This window comes from Thauera sp. GDN1 (assembly GCF_029223545.1).
Lineage (GTDB): Bacteria > Pseudomonadota > Gammaproteobacteria > Burkholderiales > Rhodocyclaceae > Thauera.
The window spans coordinates 79455-103741 of sequence record NZ_CP097870.1; the positions used below are offsets into that span (position 1 = coordinate 79455).

The 24287-nt window shown below is 67.4% G+C and carries 17 protein-coding genes; 9 read left to right on the plus strand and 8 right to left on the minus strand.

All coding sequences use genetic code 11. From position 1 onward, the window contains the following. Positions 1-145 precede the first annotated feature (145 nt). On the plus strand, positions 146-769 hold the full coding sequence (locus tag CKCBHOJB_RS00375) for a glutathione S-transferase family protein (RefSeq protein WP_281050105.1): 624 nt from the start codon (positions 146-148) through the stop codon (positions 767-769). Between the two features lie 484 nt (positions 770-1253). Here CKCBHOJB_RS00375 and CKCBHOJB_RS00380 read toward each other — a convergent pair whose 3' ends face one another. Next, positions 1254-2969: a retron Ec67 family RNA-directed DNA polymerase/endonuclease gene (locus tag CKCBHOJB_RS00380; RefSeq protein WP_281050106.1), complete on the minus strand. Its 1716-nt coding sequence runs from the start codon at positions 2967-2969 to the stop codon at positions 1254-1256. Positions 2970-3473: 504 nt separating this feature from the next. Between CKCBHOJB_RS00380 and CKCBHOJB_RS00385 the strand changes: the two genes are divergently transcribed. Together CKCBHOJB_RS00385 and CKCBHOJB_RS00390 are read left to right on the plus strand one after the other, a co-directional pair. Continuing rightward, the gene (locus CKCBHOJB_RS00385) at positions 3474-9374 is read left to right on the plus strand and encodes an excinuclease ABC subunit A (RefSeq protein ID WP_281050107.1); all 5901 of its coding nucleotides are present in this window, start codon (positions 3474-3476) and stop codon (positions 9372-9374) included. A gap of 68 nt (positions 9375-9442) precedes the next feature. Continuing rightward, on the plus strand, positions 9443-10123 hold the full coding sequence (locus CKCBHOJB_RS00390; RefSeq protein WP_281050108.1) for a cytochrome b/b6 domain-containing protein: 681 nt from the start codon (positions 9443-9445) through the stop codon (positions 10121-10123). A 97-nt stretch (positions 10124-10220) separates the two neighbouring features. Here CKCBHOJB_RS00390 and CKCBHOJB_RS00395 read toward each other — a convergent pair whose 3' ends face one another. Both CKCBHOJB_RS00395 and CKCBHOJB_RS00400 read right to left on the minus strand, forming a co-directional pair. Next, positions 10221-10673 carry a cytochrome c gene (locus CKCBHOJB_RS00395; protein ID WP_281050109.1) on the minus strand — a complete coding sequence of 151 codons (453 nt, stop codon included), beginning with the start codon at positions 10671-10673 and terminating at the stop codon, positions 10221-10223. A gap of 223 nt (positions 10674-10896) precedes the next feature. Then, complete coding sequence (locus CKCBHOJB_RS00400; RefSeq protein WP_281050110.1) at positions 10897-12369, minus strand: DegQ family serine endoprotease; 1473 nt, start codon at positions 12367-12369, stop codon at positions 10897-10899. A 226-nt stretch (positions 12370-12595) separates the two neighbouring features. Between CKCBHOJB_RS00400 and CKCBHOJB_RS00405 the strand changes: the two genes are divergently transcribed. Beyond that, on the plus strand, positions 12596-13522 hold the full coding sequence (locus tag CKCBHOJB_RS00405) for a hydrogen peroxide-inducible genes activator (RefSeq protein WP_281050111.1): 927 nt from the start codon (positions 12596-12598) through the stop codon (positions 13520-13522). A 123-nt stretch (positions 13523-13645) separates the two neighbouring features. Further along, positions 13646-14116: a Dps family protein gene (locus CKCBHOJB_RS00410; protein ID WP_281050112.1), complete on the plus strand. Its 471-nt coding sequence runs from the start codon at positions 13646-13648 to the stop codon at positions 14114-14116. A gap of 128 nt (positions 14117-14244) precedes the next feature. On the opposite strand, the gene CKCBHOJB_RS00415 is transcribed toward CKCBHOJB_RS00410, so the two are convergent. The 4 genes from CKCBHOJB_RS00415 to CKCBHOJB_RS00430 form a co-directional block, all read right to left on the minus strand. After that, positions 14245-16803, minus strand: coding sequence for a DNA topoisomerase III (locus tag CKCBHOJB_RS00415; RefSeq protein ID WP_281050113.1), 2559 nt, complete (start codon positions 16801-16803; stop codon positions 14245-14247). A 103-nt stretch (positions 16804-16906) separates the two neighbouring features. After that, positions 16907-17377 carry a DUF494 domain-containing protein gene (locus CKCBHOJB_RS00420; protein WP_281050114.1) on the minus strand — a complete coding sequence of 157 codons (471 nt, stop codon included), beginning with the start codon at positions 17375-17377 and terminating at the stop codon, positions 16907-16909. A 146-nt stretch (positions 17378-17523) separates the two neighbouring features. After that, entirely contained in the window at positions 17524-18696 is a 1173-nt protein-coding gene (gene dprA, locus CKCBHOJB_RS00425; RefSeq protein WP_281051728.1) for a DNA-processing protein DprA, read from the minus strand. Between the two features lie 40 nt (positions 18697-18736). Continuing rightward, positions 18737-19774, minus strand: coding sequence for a LysM domain-containing protein (locus tag CKCBHOJB_RS00430; RefSeq protein WP_281050115.1), 1038 nt, complete (start codon positions 19772-19774; stop codon positions 18737-18739). A 181-nt stretch (positions 19775-19955) separates the two neighbouring features. Here CKCBHOJB_RS00430 and def point away from each other — a divergent pair, with 181 nt between their 5' ends. The 3 genes from def (at position 19956) to htpX (ending at position 22329) form a co-directional block, all read left to right on the plus strand. After that, positions 19956-20459, plus strand: coding sequence for a peptide deformylase (def, locus tag CKCBHOJB_RS00435; protein ID WP_281050116.1), 504 nt, complete (start codon positions 19956-19958; stop codon positions 20457-20459). Beyond that, positions 20459-21427 carry a methionyl-tRNA formyltransferase gene (gene fmt / locus CKCBHOJB_RS00440; RefSeq protein WP_281050117.1) on the plus strand — a complete coding sequence of 323 codons (969 nt, stop codon included), beginning with the start codon at positions 20459-20461 and terminating at the stop codon, positions 21425-21427. Before def ends, fmt begins: the two co-directional genes overlap by 1 nt. A 62-nt stretch (positions 21428-21489) precedes the next feature. Beyond that, complete coding sequence (gene htpX / locus CKCBHOJB_RS00445; protein WP_281050118.1) at positions 21490-22329, plus strand: zinc metalloprotease HtpX; 840 nt, start codon at positions 21490-21492, stop codon at positions 22327-22329. 46 nt (positions 22330-22375) lie between these two features. Here the strand turns inward: htpX and CKCBHOJB_RS00450 are convergent, their stop codons facing one another. Beyond that, positions 22376-23521 (minus strand): TIR domain-containing protein, encoded by a 1146-nt coding sequence (locus tag CKCBHOJB_RS00450; protein WP_281050119.1) that lies wholly within the window; start codon positions 23519-23521, stop codon positions 22376-22378. 212 nt (positions 23522-23733) lie between these two features. Between CKCBHOJB_RS00450 and tpx the strand changes: the two genes are divergently transcribed. After that, complete coding sequence (gene tpx, locus CKCBHOJB_RS00455) at positions 23734-24234, plus strand: thiol peroxidase (protein WP_281050120.1); 501 nt, start codon at positions 23734-23736, stop codon at positions 24232-24234. Positions 24235-24287 lie beyond the last annotated feature (53 nt).

Genomic DNA, 24287 nt, shown 5'->3' on the forward strand with positions numbered 1-24287 from the left:
CGGCCTGCCCGCACGGGCCCGCCCGCATGCCCTTGCACGCCCCCGCTGCGTAGCCTATACGTGTGTCCTGCAGTACCCGCCTTGCGCTGGCCCGATCGCAAGGCTCCCCGACCCACAACGCCGCACGCCGGCAGGACACGAACCCATGGACAAACTCAAGCTTACCTATTTCGACTTTTCCGGCGGACGGGCAGAGCCCGCACGGCTGGCCCTGCACATCGGCGGAATTCCATTCGAGGACAAGCGCTTTGCGTTCGGTGATTTTGCAGAGGTCCGCAAGACCACACCGCTGGACCAGGTGCCGACGCTTCACGTCAACGACGTGCAGGTCACCCAGAGCGACGCAATCACGCGCTATGCCGGAAAGCTGGCCGGTCTTTACCCGGAAGACGACCTTCAGGCCTTGTTCTGCGACGAAGTGATGGGCGCACTGGAAGACATCAACACAAAGATCGTGGCCACCTTCGGCATGACCGGCGATGCGCTCAAGCACGCCCGCGAGGCCCTCGCGGCGGAAGTACTGCCGCGCTATCTGCGCTGGCTGCAGCACCAGCTCGACGCCCACGGTGGCGAATTCCTTGCGGACCATCGCCTGACCGTCGCCGACCTCAAGGCCTTCGTCATCCTGCGCTGGCTTGGCTCCGGCAAGCTGGACCACATTCCAGCCGACCTGGTCGAGACCGTGGCACCAAAGCTTGCGGCCTTCGTCGACCGGATCGCGGGTATTCCTGCCATCGCCGAGTACTACAAGGCGCGCGGCGGGGCGTGATCCGGATCGTTGTCGATGCCGCCGCTGATGCGTGGGTGGCATTGGCGGCGAACCGTGAGAACGCCATAGCCCGGCGCTGGCCGGGTGCGCAGGCGCGTCACGGTTGGCACTCGGGCATCGGGAAGGTGTTCGAATCGGAATTCGTCCGGTAGGGGGCTGTCGTCTCGGTCGCTTTCAGCCTTTGCAGTCATTCAGGGCGGCCGCCGCCTGATCGCCACCGGCCGCTAAGGGGCACTCACCCCGACCTCACACATTCGGCCATCAGGAGACGTTCTTCGGCCACGTCAATCGGGCTGCTCAAGTCTGATTGCTGACGCCCTATTCTTGCGGTTAGCAGTCGGCATCCATTACATCTCATCCAACTTGAGGTTTATGGATGTCCGCGAAAGCAAACGGACACAACTTGAACTCCGTGAAGATTTCGTCCATCAGAATCTATGTCATCCCTACTCTTTCGCCGAGAGACCTTACTTCGTCGCACCGCTCATGGAATGTGCTTCTTGATGTGGTGTTCGATAACCTTCTCTACTCGAGTTAGTATCGGATCAAACATATCGAAATTGATCTTGGCGATATTTGGCCGCACAACCTGTGTTGCAAAAGCAGCTTTACCGTACTCATTGTTTTCATCAAAAGTTTTTTCGTCTGGATTGAACACCTTTGAGCCAATCTTAGCTTTGAGTAGTGCTGGGTGAAAAAACTCCTCGATGAAGCTACTGTCCCCAGGCTTTGCAATCGGCGTAAAGACGACATAAACGTTAGCGGCAAGATGATAAAAGTCATCCATACCATCCACAGGCATCCTTTTGCCGTGATACTCCTTAATCAGACCATAAAAGACCTTGCCGCCTGAGTCATTGTCAAGCAAAACGATGAGTGGTTGCTGGTTCGTGTGTGCAGGAGTCTTTTTGGCTAACTTAATGTAAGCGGTGATAAAGGACTTTACCGCAGAAGCACCGCCAGATAGATCCAAGATCCGTTGCGAAGTATAAGAGAAATTGAAGAACCGAACTTTGTAATCGGCCTTGCCCGCAGGGCTCATTGAAACCAAGTTTGGATGCTTTGTGGCTAGGCGTCGAATTGCCCCACGAAGGTACACGCTATCGGTCTTGCCCTCACACAGAATGACCGGTGTCTCACTAGCCAAGAAGTCACGGTACATAAGGAACCGTTTGTACACTCCGTCTATCGAAGAAGGAGTTCCATTGAGAATTCCCCGGGCTTTCTTGTGACTTAAATCGATCCAGTCGATGAAGCCGAACATGCCTTGAAGATGGCGGATGCTGCCATCCACTCTGGTCTGCACGAGCGCTCCCAATGCATTCTTCGTCGTCCCCGTAACTTGAAATTTCCCCGTTGTAAGCAATCGGTGAGTCATTGCCCGAGCCAAGCGCCGGTATTCTGGACGCGTGTTTATTCGGCGATTCACAACAAGGCCGGTCACTTCCTGACGAGAGTCGCAGTACTGCATTCGGGTTTTCTTAGGATTGAGTTGAAAACCACTCTTCGCGATTATTCTGGTGAGCGCCGCACCCGGCACCCAGGAATGGTCAGTGTCCTCCAACGCTATCGCGGATGGAAATACGCGTTCGTTAGTCGAGAAGGTCAGGTCATCTGCATAGCGCGAGTAGCTACACCCGTGTCTACGTGCAAGCTGAATTAGTCGAATATCGAGTATCTGGCCTATCAAATTCGAGATTACTGGCGAGCAAGGACTGCCCTGAGGTAATTTCCCATCATGGCAAGCGATCGCCGCGAGGATTTTTGCAACACTCTCCGTCAGCGCAAAGTCTTTGTTCTTAACAAAGAACCCATACACGCGCCCGAAGTTTATGGAGTCAAAGAAGTCCTTTATGTCGACGTTGAATACGAAGCGCCTTCCACGGTGGATCGAGGCGTTCGTCACAATCGAAGCATCCCTTCGAAAGCCGTGAGACACCGGTTTCTTTACATTCTTTTTCTTATTGATTTCGTCCCAACAACTTTGAAGGCCATCTGACAAACGGCGTTGAAGCAGTTTGAGTTCTGGACACGGTGCGGAAATATTACGAACACCGCCAGAGCTTTTTGGCACTGTGAACGTCGTGTACTTGACAGGCATCTTGTAGATGACATACGAGAGCGACTTGGGTTGATATCCAAGAAGGTATGCAACATCATGGAGCGAATCTGTGCTCTTAAGACTAGTCAGGAAAGACATTGCTCTGGAAGTGGGGCACGTTAGGCACTCTTTAGCACTACCTATGGCGAACTATGGACTGCCATCTCAAACGGAAACCAGGAGGCAAAGCCCCTGACTTTGTTGTCACATGCCGCGAAACAACGGCAAAAAACTCTGCCTAACGGCCCCTTCGCAAGATTAACACGTGAAGATGAATTTCGCTTCAAAGGCTCAGTGGTGCACGCGCGCATTTTCCGATGAAAACGACAGCTTCCCGCAGATAGCAGCCATTGGCCTGAAAACTGTGAACGTCTCTTGAGGGTCGGTAGTTCCAGTTCGGAGGATGGGGAAGCTGTCGTTCGCCGTCGCCTGACGGCCGAACGTCAGGTGACTGACACATTGCCGCCTGACTTCACCGAGCACGACGCAGCAGCTGCTCGCCTTGCTCGTCGCAGCCCCCGCGGGAACCTTTCCCCCCGCTCCACGAGTCCGAGACGCACCCCGCCGACTAAAATGTCGGCTCACGTCTCCGCCTCGCGCCCCATGTCCGCCTCCGCACCTCGCTACACCCCGATCGACGCCCCCGCCTCGATCGCCGACGCCATCCGCATCCGCGGTGCGCGCCAGAACAACCTGCGCAACCTGTCGCTCGACCTGCCGCTGAACCGCCTGACGGTGGTGACCGGCGTGTCCGGTTCGGGCAAGTCCTCGCTGGTGTTCGACACTCTGTACGCCGAGGGCCAGCGGCGCTACGTCGAGACCTTCTCGCCCTACGCGCGCCAGTTCCTCGACCGCATGGACAAGCCGCAGGTGGATCGCATCGAGGGCGTGCCGCCGGCGATCGCGATCGACCAGACCAATCCGGTGCGCACCTCGCGCTCGACGGTGGGCACGATGACCGAGCTCGCCGACCACTTCAAGCTGCTGTACGCGCGCGCCGCACATCTGCACTGCCGTTGCTGTGGCAAGCCGGTGCGGCGCGATTCGGCGGTCAGCATCGCCGCCGAGCTGCGCGCGCGCGCGGCGGCCGAGGGCGATCCGCGCCTGGCGGTGTGCTTTCCGGTGACGGTGCCGTCCAACTTCAGCGAAGCGGAGGTGACCGGCCTGCTCGCCGCGCAGGGCTACACCCGCATCCAGGAGCGCCTCGCCGGGGCCGGCGCCGAGGGCAACGACGTGCTGCAGGTGGTGCAGGACCGCTTCCGCGCCTCGAACGCCGAGGATGCGCGCCTGGCCGAGGCGCTGGAGTCGGCGCTGGCGCGCGGCCATGGGCGGCTGGCGGTGTATGCGTCGGGCGAGGGCGTGAAGTCGGAGAAAACACCAGGCGAGGCGGTGTGGCGTTATTCCTCCGGCCTGCACTGCGCGGACTGCGACATCCATTATTCGGAGGCGACACCCGGCCTGTTCTCGTTCAACTCGCCGATCGGCGCCTGCGAGACCTGCCGCGGCTTCGGGCGGGTGATCGGGGTGGATTTCGGCCTGGTGGTGCCGGACGAGTCCAAGACCCTGGCCGAAGGCGCGGTGAAGCCCTGGCAGACCGAGAGCTACCGCGAGTGCCAGGCCGATCTCGAGAAGATGGCGAAGAAGTACGGCGTGGCGATGGACATCCCGGTGCGCGATCTGCCGCCGGAGCATCGCCAGTGGCTGTTCGAGGGCGACCCGAAGTGGAAGAACTGGGACAGCTCGTGGCCGCGCTACTGGTACGGCGTGCGCCACTTCTTCGACTGGCTGGAGACCAAGGCCTACAAGATGCACATCCGCGTGCTGCTGTCGCGTTATCGCAGCTACACGGAATGCCCGGCGTGCCATGGGGCGCGGTTGAAGCCGGATGCGCTGCTGTGGCGCCTGCCGGTGGCCGGGGCGCTGCACACCTCCTGTGGGAGCGGCGGCAGCCGCGAAGCGCGCGGTTCCGAGAGCACCGTCGGCGTGCAAGGCGAGATCGCGGCTGCCGCCGCTCCCACAGGGCAGACGCCCGGCGGGGTGCCGGCTTCGGATAGGCGTGGGGTCGCCATCCACGAACTGATGGCTATGCCGGTCGATCGCATCCGCGAGGCGGTGGCGGCGCTGCACATTCCCGGCGTGCCGGACGAGGCCACCGAGCTGGTGCTGGGCGAGATCCGCAGCCGGCTTGCCTACCTCGCCGACGTCGGCCTCGGCTACCTGACGCTGGACCGCCAGTCGCGCACGCTGTCGGGCGGCGAGGTGCAGCGCATCAACCTGACCACCGCGCTCGGCACCTCGCTGGTGAATACCCTGTTCGTGCTCGACGAGCCCTCGATCGGCCTGCACCCGCGCGACATCGGCCGCATCCTCGGGGTGATGACGCGCCTGCGCGACGCCGGCAACACGCTGGTGGTGGTGGAGCACGACCCGCAGGTGATGGTGGCCGCCGACGAGCTGCTCGAGATCGGCCCCGGCCCCGGCGAGCGTGGCGGCGACATCGTCGCGCGCGGCACGCCGGCCGAGATCGCCGCCAACCCGGACTCGGTGACCGGCCCCTGGCTGGCCGGCAGGAAGCGCATCGACGTCGATCGCCCGCCGCGGCCGGTCGATGCCGCCACGCCGCGGCTGAAGCTGGTCGGCGCGCGCCAGCACAACCTGCGCGAGCTCACGGTCGGTTTTCCGCTGCGGCGACTGACCTGCCTCACCGGCGTGTCCGGCTCGGGCAAATCGACGCTGATCCAGGACGTGCTGTTCCCGGCGCTGGCCAAGCATTTCGGCGAGGCGACCGAATCGCCGGGGATCTTCGATCGGCTGGAGAATGTGGATAACTTGCGCGGCGTGGTCATGGTCGACCAGTCGCCGATCGGCAAGAGCTCGCGCTCCAACCCGGTGAGCTACGTCGGCGCCTGGGACCCGATCCGCAACTTGTTCGCCGCCCTGCCGGAGGCGCAGGCGCGCGGCTACACCCCCGGCACCTTCAGTTTCAACGCCGGCACGGGCCGCTGCCCGACCTGCACCGGCTCGGGCTTCGAGCATGTCGAGATGCAGTTCCTGTCCGACGTGTGGCTGCGCTGCCCCGACTGCGACGGCAAGCGTTACCGCCCGGAAATCCTTGAGCTTCAATGGGATGGACGCTCGGTTGCGGACGTGCTGGCGCTCACCGTGCACGAGGCGCTGGACGTGTTCCGCGAGCATCCCAAGGTGCTCGCCGCGCTCGCGCCGCTGGCCGACGTCGGCCTCGACTACCTGCGCCTCGGCCAGCCGGTGCCGACGCTGTCGGGCGGCGAGGCGCAGCGTCTGAAGCTCGCCGGGCATCTGGCCGAGGCGGCGCAGAAGAAGACTGTACGCAAAGCCAGTGCTGTGGATAAGTTTGGGAGTAAAGCTGGGGAAAAGGTCGAGCCCGGCCTGCTCTTCCTCTTCGACGAGCCCACCACCGGCCTGCACTTCGAGGACGTGGCCAAGCTGCTTGGCGCCTTCGACAAGCTGCTGCAGGCGGGACATTCGCTGATCGTCATCGAGCACAACCTGGACGTGATCGCCGCGTCGGACTGGATCATCGACCTCGGCCCGGAGGGCGGCGAAGGCGGCGGCGCGATCGTGGTCGAAGGCCCGCCCGAGGTGGTGCGCGCGCATGAAAGCTCGCACACAGGCGCCGCGCTGCGCGACTACGCCGAGGCACTCGCCCGCACCCGCGGCGGAGAAGCCCCCGGCGGGAGCGGCGGCACCCGCGATGACGGCGACGCTGCCCGCGCCCTTGCCAAGACAGGAGAGATCGCGGCTTCCGCCGCTCCCACGGGTGGAGCCCGGCCGCTGGTCGCGGCAGAAGCGCCGGCGCAATATCGCCCCCTCGCTGCCCCGGCGATCGAGATCCGTCACGCCCGCGAGCACAACCTCAAGAACGTCAGCCTGCAGATCCCGCGCGACCAGTTCACCGTGATCACCGGTCTGTCCGGCTCGGGCAAGTCCACGCTGGCCTTCGACATCGTGTTCGGCGAGGGCCAGCGCCGCTATCTGGAATCGCTCAACGCCTACGCCCGCCAGTTCGTGCAGCCCGCCAGCCGGCCCGACGTCGATGGCCTGTTCGGCATCCCGCCCACGGTGGCGATCGAGCAGCGCACCAGCCGCGGCGGGCGCAAGAGCACGGTGGCGACGCTGACCGAGATCCACCCCTTCCTGCGCCTGATGTACGTGAAGCTGGGCACGCAGTTCTGCCCCGACTGCGACGTGCCGGTGAGCCCGCAGAGCTTCGAGGCCATCGTCGCCCAGATCCAGCGCGAGCTGCGCGGCGCTTCCGTCGAAGTCCTCGCGCCGCTGGTGGTCAACCGCAAGGGCCTGTACACCGACCTCGCCAAGTGGGCGCGCGGCAAGGGCCACGCGCAGCTGCGCGTCGACGGCGAATACCTGCCGACCAATAAATGGCCGCGGCTGGACCGCTACAAGGAGCACAACATCGAGCTGCCCACCGGCATGGTGGTGGTGCAGCCGGAGCACGAGCCCACGCTGCGCGAGTTCGTGCGCCAGGCGCTGGACATCGGCAAGGGCGTGATCAAGGTGCTGGAGATCGGCAAGCTCGGCGCCGCGCCGATCACCTTCTCCACCCTGCGCGCCTGCCCGAGCTGCGGCACCGGCTTCCCCGAGCCGGATCCGCGCCTGTTCTCGTACAACGCCAAGCACGGCTGGTGTCCCAAGTGCTACGGCACCGGGCTGAAGACGGCGGCGCGCATCGAGGACCCGGACGCGCTCGACCTCGGCGATGCGGAGGAAGTCATCGTCAGCGACGAGCCCTGCCCGGCTTGCGAGGGCGCGCGCCTGAACCCGGTGGCGCGTGCGGTGCGCTTCCGCGAGCTCGGCCTGCACCAGCTCGCGGCGCAGCCGGTGGACAAGGCGGCCGGCTTCTTCGCCGAGCTGGCGCTGAACGAGCGCGAGACCGACATCGCCCGCGACCTCGTCAGCGAGATCCGCGGCCGGCTGGCCTTCCTGCAGCACGTCGGCCTCGGCTACCTGGCGCTCGACCGCGCCGCGCCCACGCTGTCCGGCGGCGAGGCGCAGCGCATCCGGCTGGCCGCGCAGCTCGGCTCCAACCTGCGCGGCGTGTGCTACATCCTCGACGAGCCGACCATCGGCCTGCACCCGCGCGACAACCGCCTGCTGCTCGACACGCTGGAGGCGCTGCGCGACCGTGGCAACACGCTGCTGGTGGTCGAGCACGACGAGGACACCATCCGCCGCGCCGACCATGTCATCGATCTCGGCCCAGGCGCCGGCGTGCGCGGCGGCCGGGTGGTGGCCGAAGGCACGATCGCCGATCTGCTCGCCGCGCCCGAATCCGCCACCGGCGAATGCTTCCGCCACCCGCTGCAGCACCCGCTGCGCCCGCGCCGCGCGGTGGCGGGCGACCATGCGGCGATCCGCATCGAAGGCGCCAGCCTGCACAACCTGCGCGACATCTCGGTGCGCATCCCGCTCGCGCGCCTGACGGTGGTCACCGGCGTGTCCGGCTCCGGCAAGTCCAGCCTGGCGCGCGACGTGATCCACGCCAACCTGCGCGCGCGCCTCGGCGACCCCGAGGCCACCCGCGCCCGCCGCCGCGGCCAGGCCCAGCCGGAGGAGGTCGACCAGGCCCTGGTCGGCTGCAAGGGCATCCACGGCTGGCAGCAGGTCGGCCGCGTGCTGGAAGTCGACCAGACCCCGATCGGCAAGACGCCGCGCTCTTGCCCGGCCACCTACGTCGGCTTCTGGGACGCGATCCGCAAGCTCTTCGCCGATACCTTCGACGCCCGCACCCGCGGCTGGAACGCCTCGCGCTTCTCCTTCAACACCGGCGCCGGGCGCTGCCCGGTGTGCGACGGCGCCGGCCAGACCACCGTCGAGATGAGCTTCCTGCCCGACGTGAAGACGCCCTGCGAGGGCTGCGGCGGCGCGCGCTTCAACCCCGAGACGCTGTCGGTGCGCTGGAAGGACAGGACGGTGGCCGAGGTGCTGGCGATGCCGGTGGACGAGGCGGTGGATTTCTTCTCCGCCCATCCGGCGATCGCCCATCCGCTGCAACTGCTGCAGGACGTCGGCCTCGGCTACCTGACCCTGGGCCAGCCCAGCCCGACCCTGTCCGGCGGCGAGGCGCAGCGCATCAAGCTCGTCACCGAACTCGCCAAGGTGCGCCGCCGCCCGGGCGATGCCGAGGACACCGGCGGCGTGCCGCTGCCGGCGGACAAGCACAGCCTGTACGTGCTCGACGAGCCCACCGTGGGCCTGCACATGGCCGACGTCGACAAGCTGATCCACGTGCTGCACCGCCTGACCGATGCCGGCCACACCGTGCTGGTGATCGAGCACGACCTCGACGTCATGGCCGAGGCCGACTGGCTGATCGACCTCGGCCCGGAAGGCGGCGACGGCGGCGGCCAGGTGGTGGCCGAAGGCCCGCCCGAGGTGGCGATGGCGACGCCGGCCTCGCACACCGGACGCCATCTGCGCGAGTTCCTCGATCAGCGCAAGGCAGAATGATGCACCGCAGCGGAACCCGCGCTGGATGGCGCAGTCATTCAGGCTGAATTTCAGGGAAGGAATACAAGATGCGCAAGGTAAGAGTCTGGGATCTCCCGACCCGTCTGTTCCACTGGCTGCTCGCCATCCTGGTGGTGGCCGCCTACGTCACCGCCCAGATCGGCGGCAGCCTGATCGAATGGCACGGCCGGGCCGGGATCGCCATCACCGGGCTGCTCGCCTTCCGCCTGGTGTGGGGGGTGATCGGCTCCACCTATGCCCGCTTTGCCGACTTCGTGCCCGGTCCGGCCCACCTGTGGGCCCATCTGCGCGGGCACTGGAGCGGGCTGGGACACAACCCGCTCGGCGCGCTGTCGGTGCTGGCCCTGCTCGGGGTGATGATCTACCAGGCGCTCACCGGGCTGTTCTCCAACGACGAGATCGCCTTCTCCGGCCCGCTGCGTGCGCTGGTGAGCAGCGAGACCAGCGACTGGCTGTCCGGGCTGCACCGGCAGAACTACTGGGCGATCATCGTGCTGGTCGCGCTGCACGTGTCGGCGGTGCTGTTCTATGCGCTGGTCAAGAAGGACAATCTGGTGCGGCCGATGATCACCGGCATGAAGGAAGTCGACGAGGCCGACGCCCGGCCCGCGCAGGGCGGCGGCGCGCTCGCCTTCGTGATCGCGCTGGCGATCACCGCAGCCGTGCTCTACCTCGCCACCGGCAGCTTCATCGAACCGCCCCCGCCGCCGCCGCCCGCGGCCTGGTGAGGCCCTGCCCGCGGCGTTCAGAAACGAAAAAGCCACCTCGAAAGCGGTGGCATTTTTCGCATCTGCATCCGCCGGCCCTGCGGCCGGCGCGGGCGCATCACTCCATGCGGTACTTGTCGTGACAGGCCTTGCAGGTCGCGCCGGTGTCGCCGAAGGCCTTCTGTACCGCGGCCTTGTCGCCGGTGGCGGCGACCTTGGCGAGGTTGGCGGCGGCGTTGTTGAAGTCGGTGGCGAGCTTGCCGACGTTCGGCATCTCCTGGAAGAACTCGGGCTTGACGCGGGTCTTGAGGTTGCCGATGTCCTTCTCGGTGCCCGGGCCGTAGAGCGCGCCCATGCCCGAACCGGCGATGCCGGCGATGGCGTTGGCGGCGGCCTGGACCTGCTGGGCGTTGTACTCGCCCTCGAGGTTGGCCTTGATCTTGCCCATGTTCCAGCTCATGAAGCTGTAGCCGGCCTGGCGGAACTTGATCTGGTCCTCAGGCTTGACCTGGGCCGAAGCGGCGGTGGCGAGGGACAGGGAGAGGATGCCGAGGGCAATCGCTTTTTTCATCGTGGACCTCCTGGGTCGGGTTGAGGGAATGTGTGGGACGAATGCGGGACTCGGCAGACCGCTGCCTGTGCCGCCGGTTCCATGATTCCTGCAAGAGATTACATGCTCGCGGGTCGAGGATATATCGGATTGTGTTGATATTCCTCCGGGGACGCGCCGGATGCGAAAAGGGGCGGCAGCCGCGATGGCTCCGCCCCCGTGCATGGGCCCTTCAGGGTCGGCCTTACTCGATGCGCACCGGCACGAAGATGCGCGCCTCGCCGCGCTGGATCAGCAGCGCGAAGCGGTTGCCGGCGCGCTCGAGCAGCGCGCGCAGTTCGGCGATGCCGGTCACCGGCTGGTTGTTGAAGGCCAGGATGACGTCGCCGCGCTGCAGGCCGGCACGGGCGGCGGGGCCGTCCGCGCCCTCGATCATGATGCCGCCGCGCAGCTTGAGCTCGGCGGCTTCCTGCGCGGTCAGCGCACGGGCGCTGAGGCCGAGCTTGTCGCCGATGCGTTCGACCTGGGTGGGCGCCGCCGGTCCCGCGGCCAGGGTGTCGGTCTTGAGCTCGTCCAGGGTCGCGCTCACGTTGCGGCTGCGGCCGTCGCGCCAGATCTCCATCTTCACCTGGGTGCCGGGACGCTTCTCGCCGATGATGCGCGGCAGCTCGGCCGAATCGCTGATGCGGCGGCCATCGACCTCCAGCACCACGTCGCCCGCCTGCAGCCCGGCCTTGTCGGCGGCGCTGCCGGGCTCGACGCTGGCCACCAGCGCGCCGCGCGCATCGGCCAGGCCGAAGGACTGCGCCAGGTCCTTGTCCACGCCCTGGATGGCGATGCCCAGGCGCCCGCGCTGCACGCGGCCGTGCTCGACGAGCTGGTCCTTGATGTTCATCGCGACGTCGATCGGGATCGCGAACGAGATGCCCATGAAGCCGCCCGAGCGCGAGTAGATCTGCGAATTGATGCCGATGACCTCGCCGGCGAGGTTGAACAGCGGTCCGCCGGAGTTGCCCGGGTTGATGGCGACGTCGGTCTGGATGAAGGGGACGTAGGTCTCGTCCGGCAGGCGGCGCGCCTTGGCCGAGATGATGCCGGCGGTGACGGTGTTGTCGAAGCCGAAGGGCGAGCCCATGGCCACCACCCATTCGCCGACGCGGGCCTGGTCGGGACTGCCGATCTTCACCGCCGGCAGGCCCTTGGCGTCGATCTTGAGCAGGGCGACGTCGGTGCGGCGGTCGACGCCGACCACCTTGGCCTTGAACTCGCGCTTGTCGATCAGCGTCACCGTGACCTCGGACAGCGCGGCGTCGCCGTCCTCGCCGGCCACCACGTGGGCGTTGGTCAGCACATAGCCGTCCTGGCTGACGATGAAGCCCGAGCCGATGCCCTGGCGCGCGCGCGGCCCCATCCCGGGCTGGCCGGGGAAGCCCGGCACCGGCACGCCGAAGCGGCGCAGGAAGTCGTAGAAGGGGTCGTTGGCGAGGGGATTCTCGGTGGTCGCGCCCTGGGCGGCGCGCTGCACCACGCTGATGTTGACCACCGCCGGGCCGACCTGCTCGACGAGGTCGCCGAAGTCCGGCAGGCCGTAGCGGTTCGGTGTCACCATCGAGGTGCCGGGGACGGCCTGCGCATGGGCGGAGGGGATCAGGGCCGCGCCGGGCAGGGCGGCGGCGATGGAAAGGGCGAGGCTGGTGGCGACGAGGTATTTGCGCATGGTCGATTCCGTTAAATGTTCGATGCCGACAACGGGCAGTGGACGCCGATTCGCGGCGTCTGTTCCCCTGATCACATCCGTTTGCATAGTTGGGGCGCGGACGCCCGGGATCAAGGGCTCCGCTGCGCGCCGCGCCCGCGCGGTTTCGTGCGCTTGCCGCGGGGGACGCGGTAACATCTTGCGCAGGCCCTCTCGGGTTCGAATTCATTTCCAGGGGGAAGAGACCATGACGCTGACCGACCTGCGCTATCTCGTCGCGCTCGCCCATGAGCGCCATTTCGGCCGTGCGGCGGAAAAATGCCACGTTTCCCAGCCCACGCTGTCGGTGGCGGTGAAGAAGGTCGAGGAGGAGCTCGGCATCCAGCTCTTCGAGCGCAGCGCCTCCGAGGTCAAGATCACCGAGACCGGGCGCCGCATCGTCGCCCAGGCCGAGAAGGTGCTGATGGAGGCGAGCCAGATCCAGGAGATCGCCGCCGCCGGCAAGGATCCGCTCGCCGGGCCGCTGCGCGTCGGCGTGATCTACACCATCGGGCCCTACCTGCTGCCGCGGCTGATCCCGCGCGTGCACCAGCTCGCGCCGCGGATGCCGCTGATCATCCAGGAGAACTTCACCGCCCGCCTGGCCGAGGCGCTCAAGCGCGGCGAGCTCGACGTCATCATCATCAGCCTGCCCTTCGAGGAGCCCGGCATCGTCGCCCAGCCGGTGTATGACGAGCCCTTCCGCGTGCTGCTGCCGGCCGATCATGCGTGGACCGCGGAGAAGGCGATCGTTGCCGAGCACCTCGCCGACGACCAGTTGCTGCTGCTCGGCGCCGGCAACTGCTTCCGCGATCAGGTGCTGGAGGTGTGCCCGAGCTGCCGCAACATCGGCGGCCTGCAGCGCACGCTGGAGGGCAGCTCGCTGGAAACCATCCGCCACATGGTCGCCACCGGCCTCGGCGTCACCGTGCTGCCGAGTTCCGCGGCCGACGACGTCACCACGCAGAACCCGCTGGTCGCGGTGCGGCCGTTCTCCGAGCCCGAGCCCTCGCGCCGCGTGGCGCTGGCCTGGCGCGTCACCTATCCGCGCAGCGGCGCGATCGACGTGCTGCGCGCGGCGATCCTCGATAGCGAGCTGCCCGGGGTGCGACCGGTTGGCCGTGGACGGCCTTGATAGCCCTGCTGGATGAAGGGGATTCCGCCGATCAATTGGATCAATCGCGGAAATTGGCTTAGCATTTGAATGCAGCGGACGTCGCAAGGCGCCCAAGGAAAATCTTCCACAAGGAGAGTCGGCATGGAAATCGATATCGGCATCAACAAGAAGGATCGCGCGAAGATCGCAGAGGGCCTGTCCCGCCTGCTGGCCGACAGCTACACCCTGTACCTGACCACGCACAACTTCCACTGGAACGTGACCGGGCCGATGTTCAACACCCTGCACCTGATGTTCGAGGCGCAGTACAACGAGCTCGCGCTCGCCGTGGACCAGATCGCCGAGCGCATCCGCGCGCTGGGCTTCCCGGCGCCCGGCACCTACAAGGAATTCCAGAAGCTCACCAGCATGGCCGAGCCGGAGGGCGTGCCGAACGCCCAGGAGATGATCCGCCTGCTGGTGCAGGGCCAGGAAGCGGTGATCAAGACCGCGCGCAGCATCGCGCCGATCGCCGACAAGGCCAGCGACGAGCCCACGCTCGACCTGCTGACTCAGCGCATGCAGGTGCACGAGAAGACCGCCTGGATGCTGCGCAGCCTGCTCGAAGGCTGAGCTGCCTGCAGACGGTGATCAAATGAGAAACGGGCCCGCGGGCCCGTTTCTCATTTGTCGCGCCGACCGGGAAGTGCGCCCTGCGGTCAGTGAGGATGTCACGCAGTTCCTCAAGCTCCCGAGTTCCTTCAGCTTGCCTTCTTCCGCGCGGTAGCGCGTTTGGGGGGCGCGGCCTCCTCGCCGTCCTTCGCTGCGGCGGCCTTGTCGCCCGCCTTGGGCGCTTTCGGCGCCTTGGCCTCGAACTCGAAGCCGACCTTGCCGTCCTTGCCGCGCACCAGGAAGGCGGAGAACTTGCGCCGGGTGCGCGCCGACACGAAGCCCTTGAGCAGGTCGGTCTTGCCTTCGTCGAGCAGCTTGGCCATCTGCTCGCGCTCGATCGGCTGCTGCAGGATCACCTTGCCGGAGCGGAAGTCGCAGCCCTTGGGCGCGGCGACCGATTTCTCGCATACGTAGGCGAGGCCGTGCTCGAACACCCCGCTGCCGCACTTCGGGCAGGCGCCGACCGGCTGCTGGGCGGAGAAGTCCACCGCCTCGGCTTCCTCGCCTTCCCTGGGCTGGCCGAAATCGAAGGTGGGCTGCTTGTCCTCGTTCAGCACGATCTCGGCGTTGAACAGCCGCCCCATCTTGTTGCGGAAGCCGAGCAGCGGGCCGACCTTGCCCGCGCGCAGCAGGGTCTCGATCTCGTCGTACTCGAACTGGCGGCCGGCAACGATCTTCCAGGTGCTCCACTCGCAGCTCTGGCAGGCGAACTTCTTGTAGTTCTCCTTCACCACGCCGCCGCACTTCGGGCACGGCGTCTGCAGCGTGACGAATTCGCCGGGCACGGTGTCGGACTCGTAGCGCTTGGCGCGCTCGACGACCTCGCGCGTCATCTCGGCGATCTCGTTCATGAAGGCTTCGCGGCTGAGCTTGCCGTGCTCCATCTGCGCGAGCTTGTATTCCCAGCCGCCGGTGAGCTCGGGCGAGGTCAGCGCGGTGACGCCCAGGCCCTTCAGCAGCGTGATCAGCGAGAAGGCCTTGGCGCTCGGAATCAGCTCGCGGCCTTCGCGGTGGATGTACTGCTCGCTGATCAGGCCTTCGATGATCTGCGCGCGCGTGGCCGGGGTGCCGAGGCCGCGCTCGGCCATCGCCGCGCGCAGTTCCTCGTCGTCGACCATCTTGCCCGCGCCTTCCATGGCGGACAGCAGCGTGGCTTCGTTGAAGCGCGCCGGCGGCTTGGTCTGCAGCGACTTGAGCGCGATGTCCTCGGTGGACACCGTCTCGCCCTGCTTCACCGCGACCAGCTGCGGGCCGCCGCCTTCCTTGCCATCCTTCTCGTCGTTGGCGGCTTCCTTGCCATACACCGCCAGCCAGCCCGGATTGACCAGCACCTTGCCCTCGGTCTTGAAGGCCTCGCCCTCGACGCGGGTGATGCGGGTGGTGATCTGGTACTCGGCCGCGGGGTAGAACACCGCGAGGAAGCGCTTGGTGACCAGGTCGTAGATCTTGTGCTCGGCCTCGGACAGGTTCTTCGGCAGCGCCCCGGTGGGGATGATGGCGAAGTGGTCGGAGATCTTGGCGTTGTTGAAGATGCGCTTGTTGGGCTTGACCCAGCCCTGCTTGGCGATCTCGTTGGCGAAGGGTGCGTACTGGTCGGGCAGGGTGCGCATGACCTCGCTCACGGTGGCGAGGTAGTCCTCGGGCAGGGCGCGCGCGTCGGTACGCGGGTAGGTCAGCACCTTGTGCTTCTCGTACAGCGCCTGGGCGAGCTGCAACGTGACGCGGGCGGAGAAGCCGAAGCGGCCGTTGGCTTCGCGCTGCAGGCTGGTGAGGTCGAACAGCAGCGGCGACAGCTGGGTGGAGGGCTTGGCCTCCTCGGTAACCACGCCCGGCTTGCCCTCGCACTTGGCGCGGATGGCCTCGGCCTGGGCCTTGTCCCACAGGCGGAAGGCGGTGGCGTGCTCGTCGCCCTCGGGGCGCTTGAACTTCTCGTCGAACCAGCGCCCCGGGTATTCGCCGGCGGCGCAGCCGAAGCGCGCCTCCAGCTCCCAGTAGTCGCGCGACTTGAACTTGCGGATCTTGTCCTCGCGTTCCACGACCATCGCCAGCGTCGGTGTCTGCACGCGGCCCACCGTGGTGAGGTGGAACCCGCCGGTCTTGGAGTTGAACGCGGTCATCGCGCGCGTGCCGTTGATGCCGATCAGCCAGTCGGACTCGGCGCGGCAGATCGCGGCGTTGCGCAGGCCCTCGACCTCCTGTGCGGCGCGCAGGTGGGCGAAGCCGTCGCGGATCGCCTGCGCGGTCATCGACTGCAGCCACAGGCGCTGCATCGGCTTCTTGCTGCCCGCGTGCTGGGCGATGAAGTTGAAGATCAGCTCGCCCTCGCGGCCCGCGTCACAGGCGTTGATGAGGCCGGTGACGTCCTTCCTCTTGATCAGCCGGGTCAGCAGCTTGAGGCGGTCCTCGGTCTTCTCGATCGGCCTGACCGCGAAGTGCGGCGGGATCACCGGCAGGTGGGCGAAGGTCCATTTGCCGCGCTTGACCTCGAATTCCTCGGGCACGGCGAGCTCGAGAAGGTGGCCGACGGCCGACGACAATACATATTCGTCGGACTCGAAGTAGTCCTTCTCCTTGGTGAAGCCGCCCAGCGCACGGGCGATGTCCTGCGCGACGGAAGGCTTTTCCGCGATGATCAGTTGCTTGCTCATGCTCGGCTGGAAACGGCGTTGGCGCCACTGTGGCGCATGGGGTTCGAAAGCGGCGGATGATAAGGACGGCGGGTGCGCACGTGCAAGACGAGGGGGCGGCCGCTCAATGCACGGTGGGTTCGTAGCCCCAGTCGTCTTCCTCGGTGAGGAGCTCGTCGACCATCAGCGTGTCGATCGGCTCTTCCTGCTGCCACAGCACCATCAGCACGATGACCTTCAGGCGGTTGAGCGTGATCGTGAAGTCGGCCAGCGCCATCGCGCGCTCGATGATCAGCTCGCGATGCGCGGCGCCGAGCACGCCCGCGCTCTCCAGCAGGCTCAGGAAGCCGCGGCAGCGCGCGTCGAGCTGGGCCTGCTCGTCTTCGGTGTAGATGCGCACCGAGCCGGCGCTGGGCGCGATCCCCGGGTGGATGTCGCGCGCCACCCGGCGCAGACCCGCGAGCCACTCCAGGGCCTCGGAGATCTCCTCCTGCTCGAAGCCGGCGGCCGACAGCTTGCGCGTCAGCTGGTCCGGTTCCGGGCAGGCGTCGGCGTGGATGTAGCTTTCGAAGAGGTATACGAGGATGTCGAACAAAGGGGCCTCTTGTCGATGCGGCGGGGCGCAGTCGTGGGCAGCCAGCGGTGCCCTTCGCTGCAGGAGTGGCGGTGCGCATTCGGGCACCGGAGCGCGCGTTTGCGTGGCTCGCTGCGGGTTCCCTTGCCCCGGGCGATGCGGCCGGTTCACAGGCGCTGGATGCGGCCGCCCGGCAGGCGTGCGAGGTGTCCGTCCAGCTCGAGTGGCAGCAGGATGGCGTAGAGGGCATCGACCGTCAAGCCGCAGCGCCCGGCGAGGGTGTCGATGTCCACCGGGTCGTGGCCGATGATCTGCAGCACGCGGGCGGGCTCGTCGTCGAGCCCGGGCACGGATTGCTGCACGGGCGGGGCGGTGCGCGCGCCGCGCCCGGCCGTAGCCCTGCCGCCTTGCCGTCGCCGCCCCACGGCTTGCGGCGTGGGTGCCGGCCAGCCCAGCCGGCCGCGCAATTCCTCGATCACGTCCTCCGCGGTCTCGACCAGCTTGGCGCCGTCGCGGATCAGCCGGTGACAGCCGCGCGCCAGCGGCGAGTGGATGGAACCGGGGATCGCGAACACCTCACGCCCGCTCTCGCTGGCGAGGCGGGCGGTGATCAGCGAACCGCTGTTGAGCGCGGCCTCGACCACCAGCACGCCCTGGGCGAGCCCGGCGATGATGCGGTTGCGGCGCGGGAAGTTGTGCTGCAGCGGCGGCGTGCCGAGCGGGAATTCGCTGACGATCGCCCCGCCCGCCGCGATCTCGCGCGCGAGCGCGGCATTGCGCGCCGGGTAGATGCGGTCGATGCCGGTGCCGATCACCGCCACCGTGCCGCCGCCGTCGGCCCCCGCTGCCAGCGCGCCGCGGTGGGCGCCTGCATCGACGCCGAGGGCGAGTCCGCTGACGATTGTCAGCCCGGCTTCCGCCAGGCTGCGCGCGAAGGCCTCGGCGTTGGCTTCGCCCTGCGCGGTCGCCGAACGCGCGCCGACGAGCGCGATCGCCGGACGCTGCAGCAGCGCGGGATCGCCCTTCACGTAGAGCAGTACCGGAGGGTCGGCGATGTCGAGCAGGCTGCGCGGATAGGCCTCGTCGGCGAGGGTGAGGACGTGGCTGCCGGGTTCGGTCGCCCACGCCAGCGCGCCTTCGATCTGCGCCTGCGGCGGCGGGGCCAGCACCGCATCCGCCAGTTCGCGGCCGACCACGGCGCTCAGCGCGCTGCGACCCGCTGCGAAGATGTGGCGCGGCAGGCCGAAGGCCGCGAGCAGACTGCGCTGGCGCTCGGCGCCCAGGCCGGGTACCGCGGCCAGGCGCAACCAGTCGGCGAGGTCCTCAGCCGCGCCCGTCAGCGTCGTCGAAGACAAGACCTGCGCCCCGCAGCCTGGGAGATCAGGGCTTGCGGACCGCGTCCGCGATCGTCACCGGGCCGTCGGATTCCATCACCAGCGCGTAGGACACGCGCTCGAAGACGCGGAACACGAACACCACGCCGTAGCGCTTCTCGGGCAGCTGAAAGGTCTCCTTGCCGGCTTCGCCGCGGTATTCGGCGGTGCCGCGGTTGCGGAACAGCGACAGCACGTGGCCGCGCTCCAGGCCGTCGCGCTCGCCGACGTTGAGCGCCACCACGTTGAGGCGGCCGGTCTCGCTGACCCCGCGGTAGATGCTGACGATGCGGCCGTCGACCGCCTGCTCCGGCGCGTGCGGCGCATAGGAGAACACGCTCGGATTCTCGCTCGGCATCATCAGGTCGCCGACGCCGATCTCCTCGACCGCGGACACGATCTCGAGCGTGGTCGGTTCGCCGCGCTCGGTGACGCGGGCGGTGCCGAGGTAGGCCGCCTCCCAGGCGATGGTCTCGCCGGTGACCGGATCTTCCAGCGGCCGCGCGGGGCGGTAGATGTGCCACACCTCGGTGTCGGGATCGACGTTCTTGGCGAACACGGTGTCGCCCGAGCCGGTGAGCACGCGGCTGGTCTCGGTGGCGACGATGGTGGCCGAGCCGTCCAGGCGTGGCTGATCGACCACCAGCGGGCGGTTCAGGAAGGGTTCGATGATCTGCAGCGGGATGCTGGGCACGGCGGCCGCGAGCTCCTCGGTGTAGATCTTCGGCTGCAGGCGCCCGTCCTGGGCGCTGCCGCCGATGCGGCGACCGATGCTCAGCCAGGGGCCGCTGCGGTCGAGGAAGATGACCTGGCCGGGATAGATCAGGTGCGGATTGCGGATCTGGTCGCGGTTCAGGCGCCAGACTTCCGGCCAGCGCCAGGGTTCCTGCAGGAAGCGGCCGGAGATGTCCCACAGGGTGTCGCCGCGCACCACGGTGTAGCTGTCGGGCGCGTTGTCGGCGAGGCGGACGCCGGATTGCGCATGGGCGCTGGCGCCGAGCAGCGTGGCGAAGCCGACCAGCAGAGGGAATATAATTCGAATCATTGGTTGCTTCCGGTCGTGGCGGAGCAGGCCGGGATCATCCCGGAACGCCGCTGGCTGGTCGGGGTCGAAGCCGGCGAGAACTGCTGCCGAAGCACGCTCCGATATCCCGTCGTAATACATGCGCAGGCATGTGAAACCGCTTGAAATTCTGCCCTTAAAGGCTTAACGCAGCAAGGCATTCATGGCTCTCCTACCCATTCTCCGCTACCCCGATCCCCGCCTGCACACGGTCGCCACGCCGGTCGCCGAGGTGAATGACGAAATCCGCCAGCTCGTGAAGGACATGGCCGAGACCATGTACGAGGCGCCCGGCATCGGGCTGGCCGCCACCCAGGTCGATGTGCACAAGCGCGTGGTCGTCATCGACATCAGCGAGGACAAGTCCGGCCTGAGGGCGTTGATCAACCCCGAGATCCTCGAACGCGACGGCGAGCAGGTGTGCGAGGAAGGCTGCCTTTCCGTACCCGGAATTTACGAGAAGGTGACCCGTGCCGAGCGTGTGAAAGTTCGCGCCCTGAACGAAAAAGGCGAATCCTTCCAATTCGATGCCGACGGTTTGCTCGCGGTATGCGTCCAGCACGAGATCGATCACCTCGACGGCAAGGTCTTCGTCGAGTACCTGTCCCAGCTCAAGCTCGGCCGCATCAAGAGCAAGCTGGCCAAGAAAGCGCGCATCACCGCGTGATGGCCGCCACCGCCCCCGAGACCGGCGGCCTGCGCGTCGCCTTCGCCGGCACCCCGGAATTCGCCGCCTGCGCGCTCGAGGCCATCCTCGCCGCCGGCTACGAGGTGCCGCTGGTGCTGACCCAGCCCGACCGCCCCGCCGGCCGCGGCATGAAGCTCACCCCGAGCGCGGTGAAGAAGCTCGCGCTCGACCGCGGCATCGAGGTCGACCAGCCCGAGAAGCTGCGCACCGAGGAGCAGCGCGCGCGCCTCGCCGCGTGCGCGCCCGACCTGCTGGTGGTGGCCGCCTACGGCCTGATCCTGCCCACGGCGGTGCTGGAGCTGCCGCGCCTGGGCTGTCTCAACATCCACGCCTCGCTGCTGCCGCGCTGGCGCGGCGCGGCGCCGATCCACCGCGCGATCGAGGCCGGCGATGCCGAGACCGGCATCACCATCATGCAGATGGACGAAGGCCTGGACACCGGCGCCATGCTGCTGAAGCGCGCTACCCCGATCCTGCCCGCCGACACCACCGCCAGCCTGCACGACCGCCTGGCGGCGCTCGGCGGGGAATGCATCGTCGAGGCCCTGGCCGCGCTGCAGCGCGGCGAGCTCGTCGCCACCCCGCAGCCGGCCGCGGGCGTGACCTATGCCGCCAAGATCGGTCGCGCCGAGGCCAGCATCGACTGGACCCGTCCCGCGGTCGACATCGAGCGTGCCATGCGCGCCTTCGATCCCTTCCCCGGCGCCGCCTCCAGCCTGCGCGACACGGTAGTGAAATGCTGGTCGGGCAAGGTCGTGCCCGGCGCGGGCGAGCCCGGCACCGTGCTCGCGGTCGACGACGAAGGCATCACCATCGCCTGCGGCCGCGATGCGCTGCGATGCACGGTGTTACAACGCCCCGGCAGCAAGCGCCTGCCCGCCGGGGAATTCCTGCGCGGATTCCCGGTCTCTGTCGGCGAACGCTTCACGGTGCCGGCTGCGGCTTGAACATCACCGCACGCGGCCCAAACCGAGCCGACGAATCAATCTCTTGCAGGAAGGATCCCGCAATGTTCGGAAACTGGATCAAGACCACCATCCTGATGGCCGGCATCGTCGCCCTGTTCGGCGCGATGGGCGCCGCCATCGGCGGCCAGCAGGGCATGCTGATCGCGCTCGTCATGGGCGGCGCGATGAATTTCTGGGCCTACTGGTTCTCGGACAAGATGGTGCTGAAGATGTACAAGGCACGCGAGGTCGATGCCGCGTCCTCGCCCTATCTGTACAACATGGTGCGTGAGCTCGCCCAGCGCGCCGGGTTGCCGATGCCCAGGGTCTACATCATCGACGAGGCCCAGCCCAACGCCTTCGCCACCGGCCGCAACCCCGAGAACGCCGCGGTCGCCGCCACCACCGGCATCATGCGCATGCTGTCCGAGCGCGAGCTGCGCGGGGTGATGGCGCACGAGCTGGCGCACGTCAAGAACCGCGACATCCTGATCTCGACCATCTCGGCCACCATCGCCGGCGCGATCTCGATGCTGGCCAACTTCGGCATGTTCTTCGGCGGCCGCGACGGCGAGGACCGTCCCAACCCGGTGGTGTCGATCGCGCTGATGATCCTCGCCCCGCTCGCCGGCATGGTCATCCAGATGGCGATCAGCCGCACCCGCGAATTCGGCGCCGACCGTGGCGGCGCGGAGATCTCCGGCGACCCCGAGGCGCTTGCCAGCGCGCTCGCCAAGATCGATGCCTACGCCCGCGGCATCCCGATGCACACCGCCGAGCAGCATCCCGAGACCGCGCAGATGATGATCATGAATCCGCTCTCCGGCGGCGGCCTGCGCGGGCTGTTCTCCACCCACCCGTCGACCCAGGAGCGCATCGCCCGCCTGCGCGCGCTGCGCTGAACCTCTCCCTCTGCCGCCGCGCGCGGTAGGCGGCGGACGCCCCCGCTCAGGCGGATTGCAGCGCGGTCCTGACCAGGGCGAGCAGTTCGCCCGGGGTGACCGCCTCGCCGAAGGCGCCGGCGCGCAGCAGCGTGTCCCGCCGGCGCTCGCGTTGCACGGCGTCGAATTCGCCGTGATAGAAGATCACCGGCGGTCGGCGCGGGCGCATTGCCAGCGCGCGCAGCAGTTTCAGTCCGGCGCTCGCCGTGCCGTCCAGTGCTTCCGGACGGTCCCAGTCCGACAACACCAGATCGAAGCCCTCCGTGTCCGAATCCAGGCGCGCGAGCGCGTCCTCCGTGCTGTGCGCGGTGACGACCTCGATCTGCAGTTTCGCCAGGGCGGCGATCTCGTGGCGGTTGCCCTCGGGCTTGTTGTCCACCCACAGCACCCGCTTCTGTTCCGGCATGTCGATCAGCGCGGCGGCCATGTCCTGGGCTTCGGCGCTGTCGATGTCGGCGACCCCGCGCATGCGCGCCGCGACCGAAAGCGCATTGGCGAAGCCGGCGCACATGCGCTGGACGAGGGCGTCGGTGCGCGCTTCCTGCATTGAATCAAGTTGCACGTCGCGGATGCCGCGCGCGGCGCCGGTCACCGCGGTGGCCTCGTCGGGCGGTGCCGCGGCCGTCGCGGTGGCCGTCCCGAAGTCGCTCGGCTGCGGCGCCGACGGGGCCGACGGAGCGGGCGGCGGCGGCGCGCTCGCCCAGCCCTTCTGGATGGACTCGACCGTGCGCCGGATGCCCTTGGCGACGTCGGTCCAGGCCTCGTCGCGGTTGGGCCAGGAGGTGACTGGACGCAGGTCGGTGGGCAGGCCCTGCAGGTGTGCGAAGGGCGCGTCCTCGATGTCCACCGCGCGCAGCAGGACCGGCACCACGCTCGCTTCGCCGCGTTCGGCGCGCCTCATCGCAGTCGTGAGCTCCTTGCTCCAGATGTAGTCGGAGTCGAGGAAGTCCTTGCTCACCAGCAGCAGGATCAGGTCCGCGGTGCCGAGCCGGGTGTCGATCTCCTCGCCCCACTTCTGTCCGGGGACGATGCCGCGATCGTGCCAGGGACGGATCACCCCCTTGCGTCGCAGCAGCGCCAGGTGGCCGTCCAGCTCGTCGCGCAGCGGCTCGTCCTCGTGCGCATAGCTGTAGAACAGATCTACCGGCTCCATGGCGACGCTCTCCCGGGTTGCAGCCTCGTTTTCAAGATAGATCAGGCCGGCCCGGTCGTCTCCATGATGATGAACCCTTGTCCTCGGTGCGCGATCGGCCTGATCGGCACCCGCAGTGGCGCCAGCCTTCATCGGCTTGGTGTAGGCTAGCGACCGGACCAGCCGGCGCCCGACGAACAAGCCGGCATCACCCTCACCCACAGGAGAACACCATGAGCAAAGTCACCCTCGGCGGCAACCCGATCGACGTGGCGGGCCGTTTCCCGCAGGCCGGCGATGCCGCGCCCGCGTTCAGGCTGACCGGCGCAGACCTGGCAGACGTCGGTCTCGACGCCTTCGCCGGCAAGCGCAAGGTGCTGAACATCGTCCCCAGCCTGGACACCCCGGTGTGCGCCACCTCGACCCGCAAGTTCAACGAGGAAGCCGGCAAGCTCGCCGACACCGTGGTGCTGGTCGTGTCCGCCGACCTGCCCTTCGCCGCCAAGCGCTTCTGCGAGACCGAAGGCCTGCAGAACGTGAAGACGCTGTCGACCTTCCGTAATCCGCAGTTCGGCGAAGCCTACGGCGTCGGCATCACTTCCGGCCCGCTCGCCGGCGTCACCGCGCGCGCGGTGGTGGTGATCGATGCCGACGACAAGGTCGCCTACTCGCAGCTCGTCCCCGAGATCAAGGAAGAGCCCGACTACGCCGCCGCGCTCGCCGCGCTGAAGTAAGCGGGCCGGTCAGCGCTGCCGCAGGCCCGCCACCGTGCGGGCCTTTTTTTGCG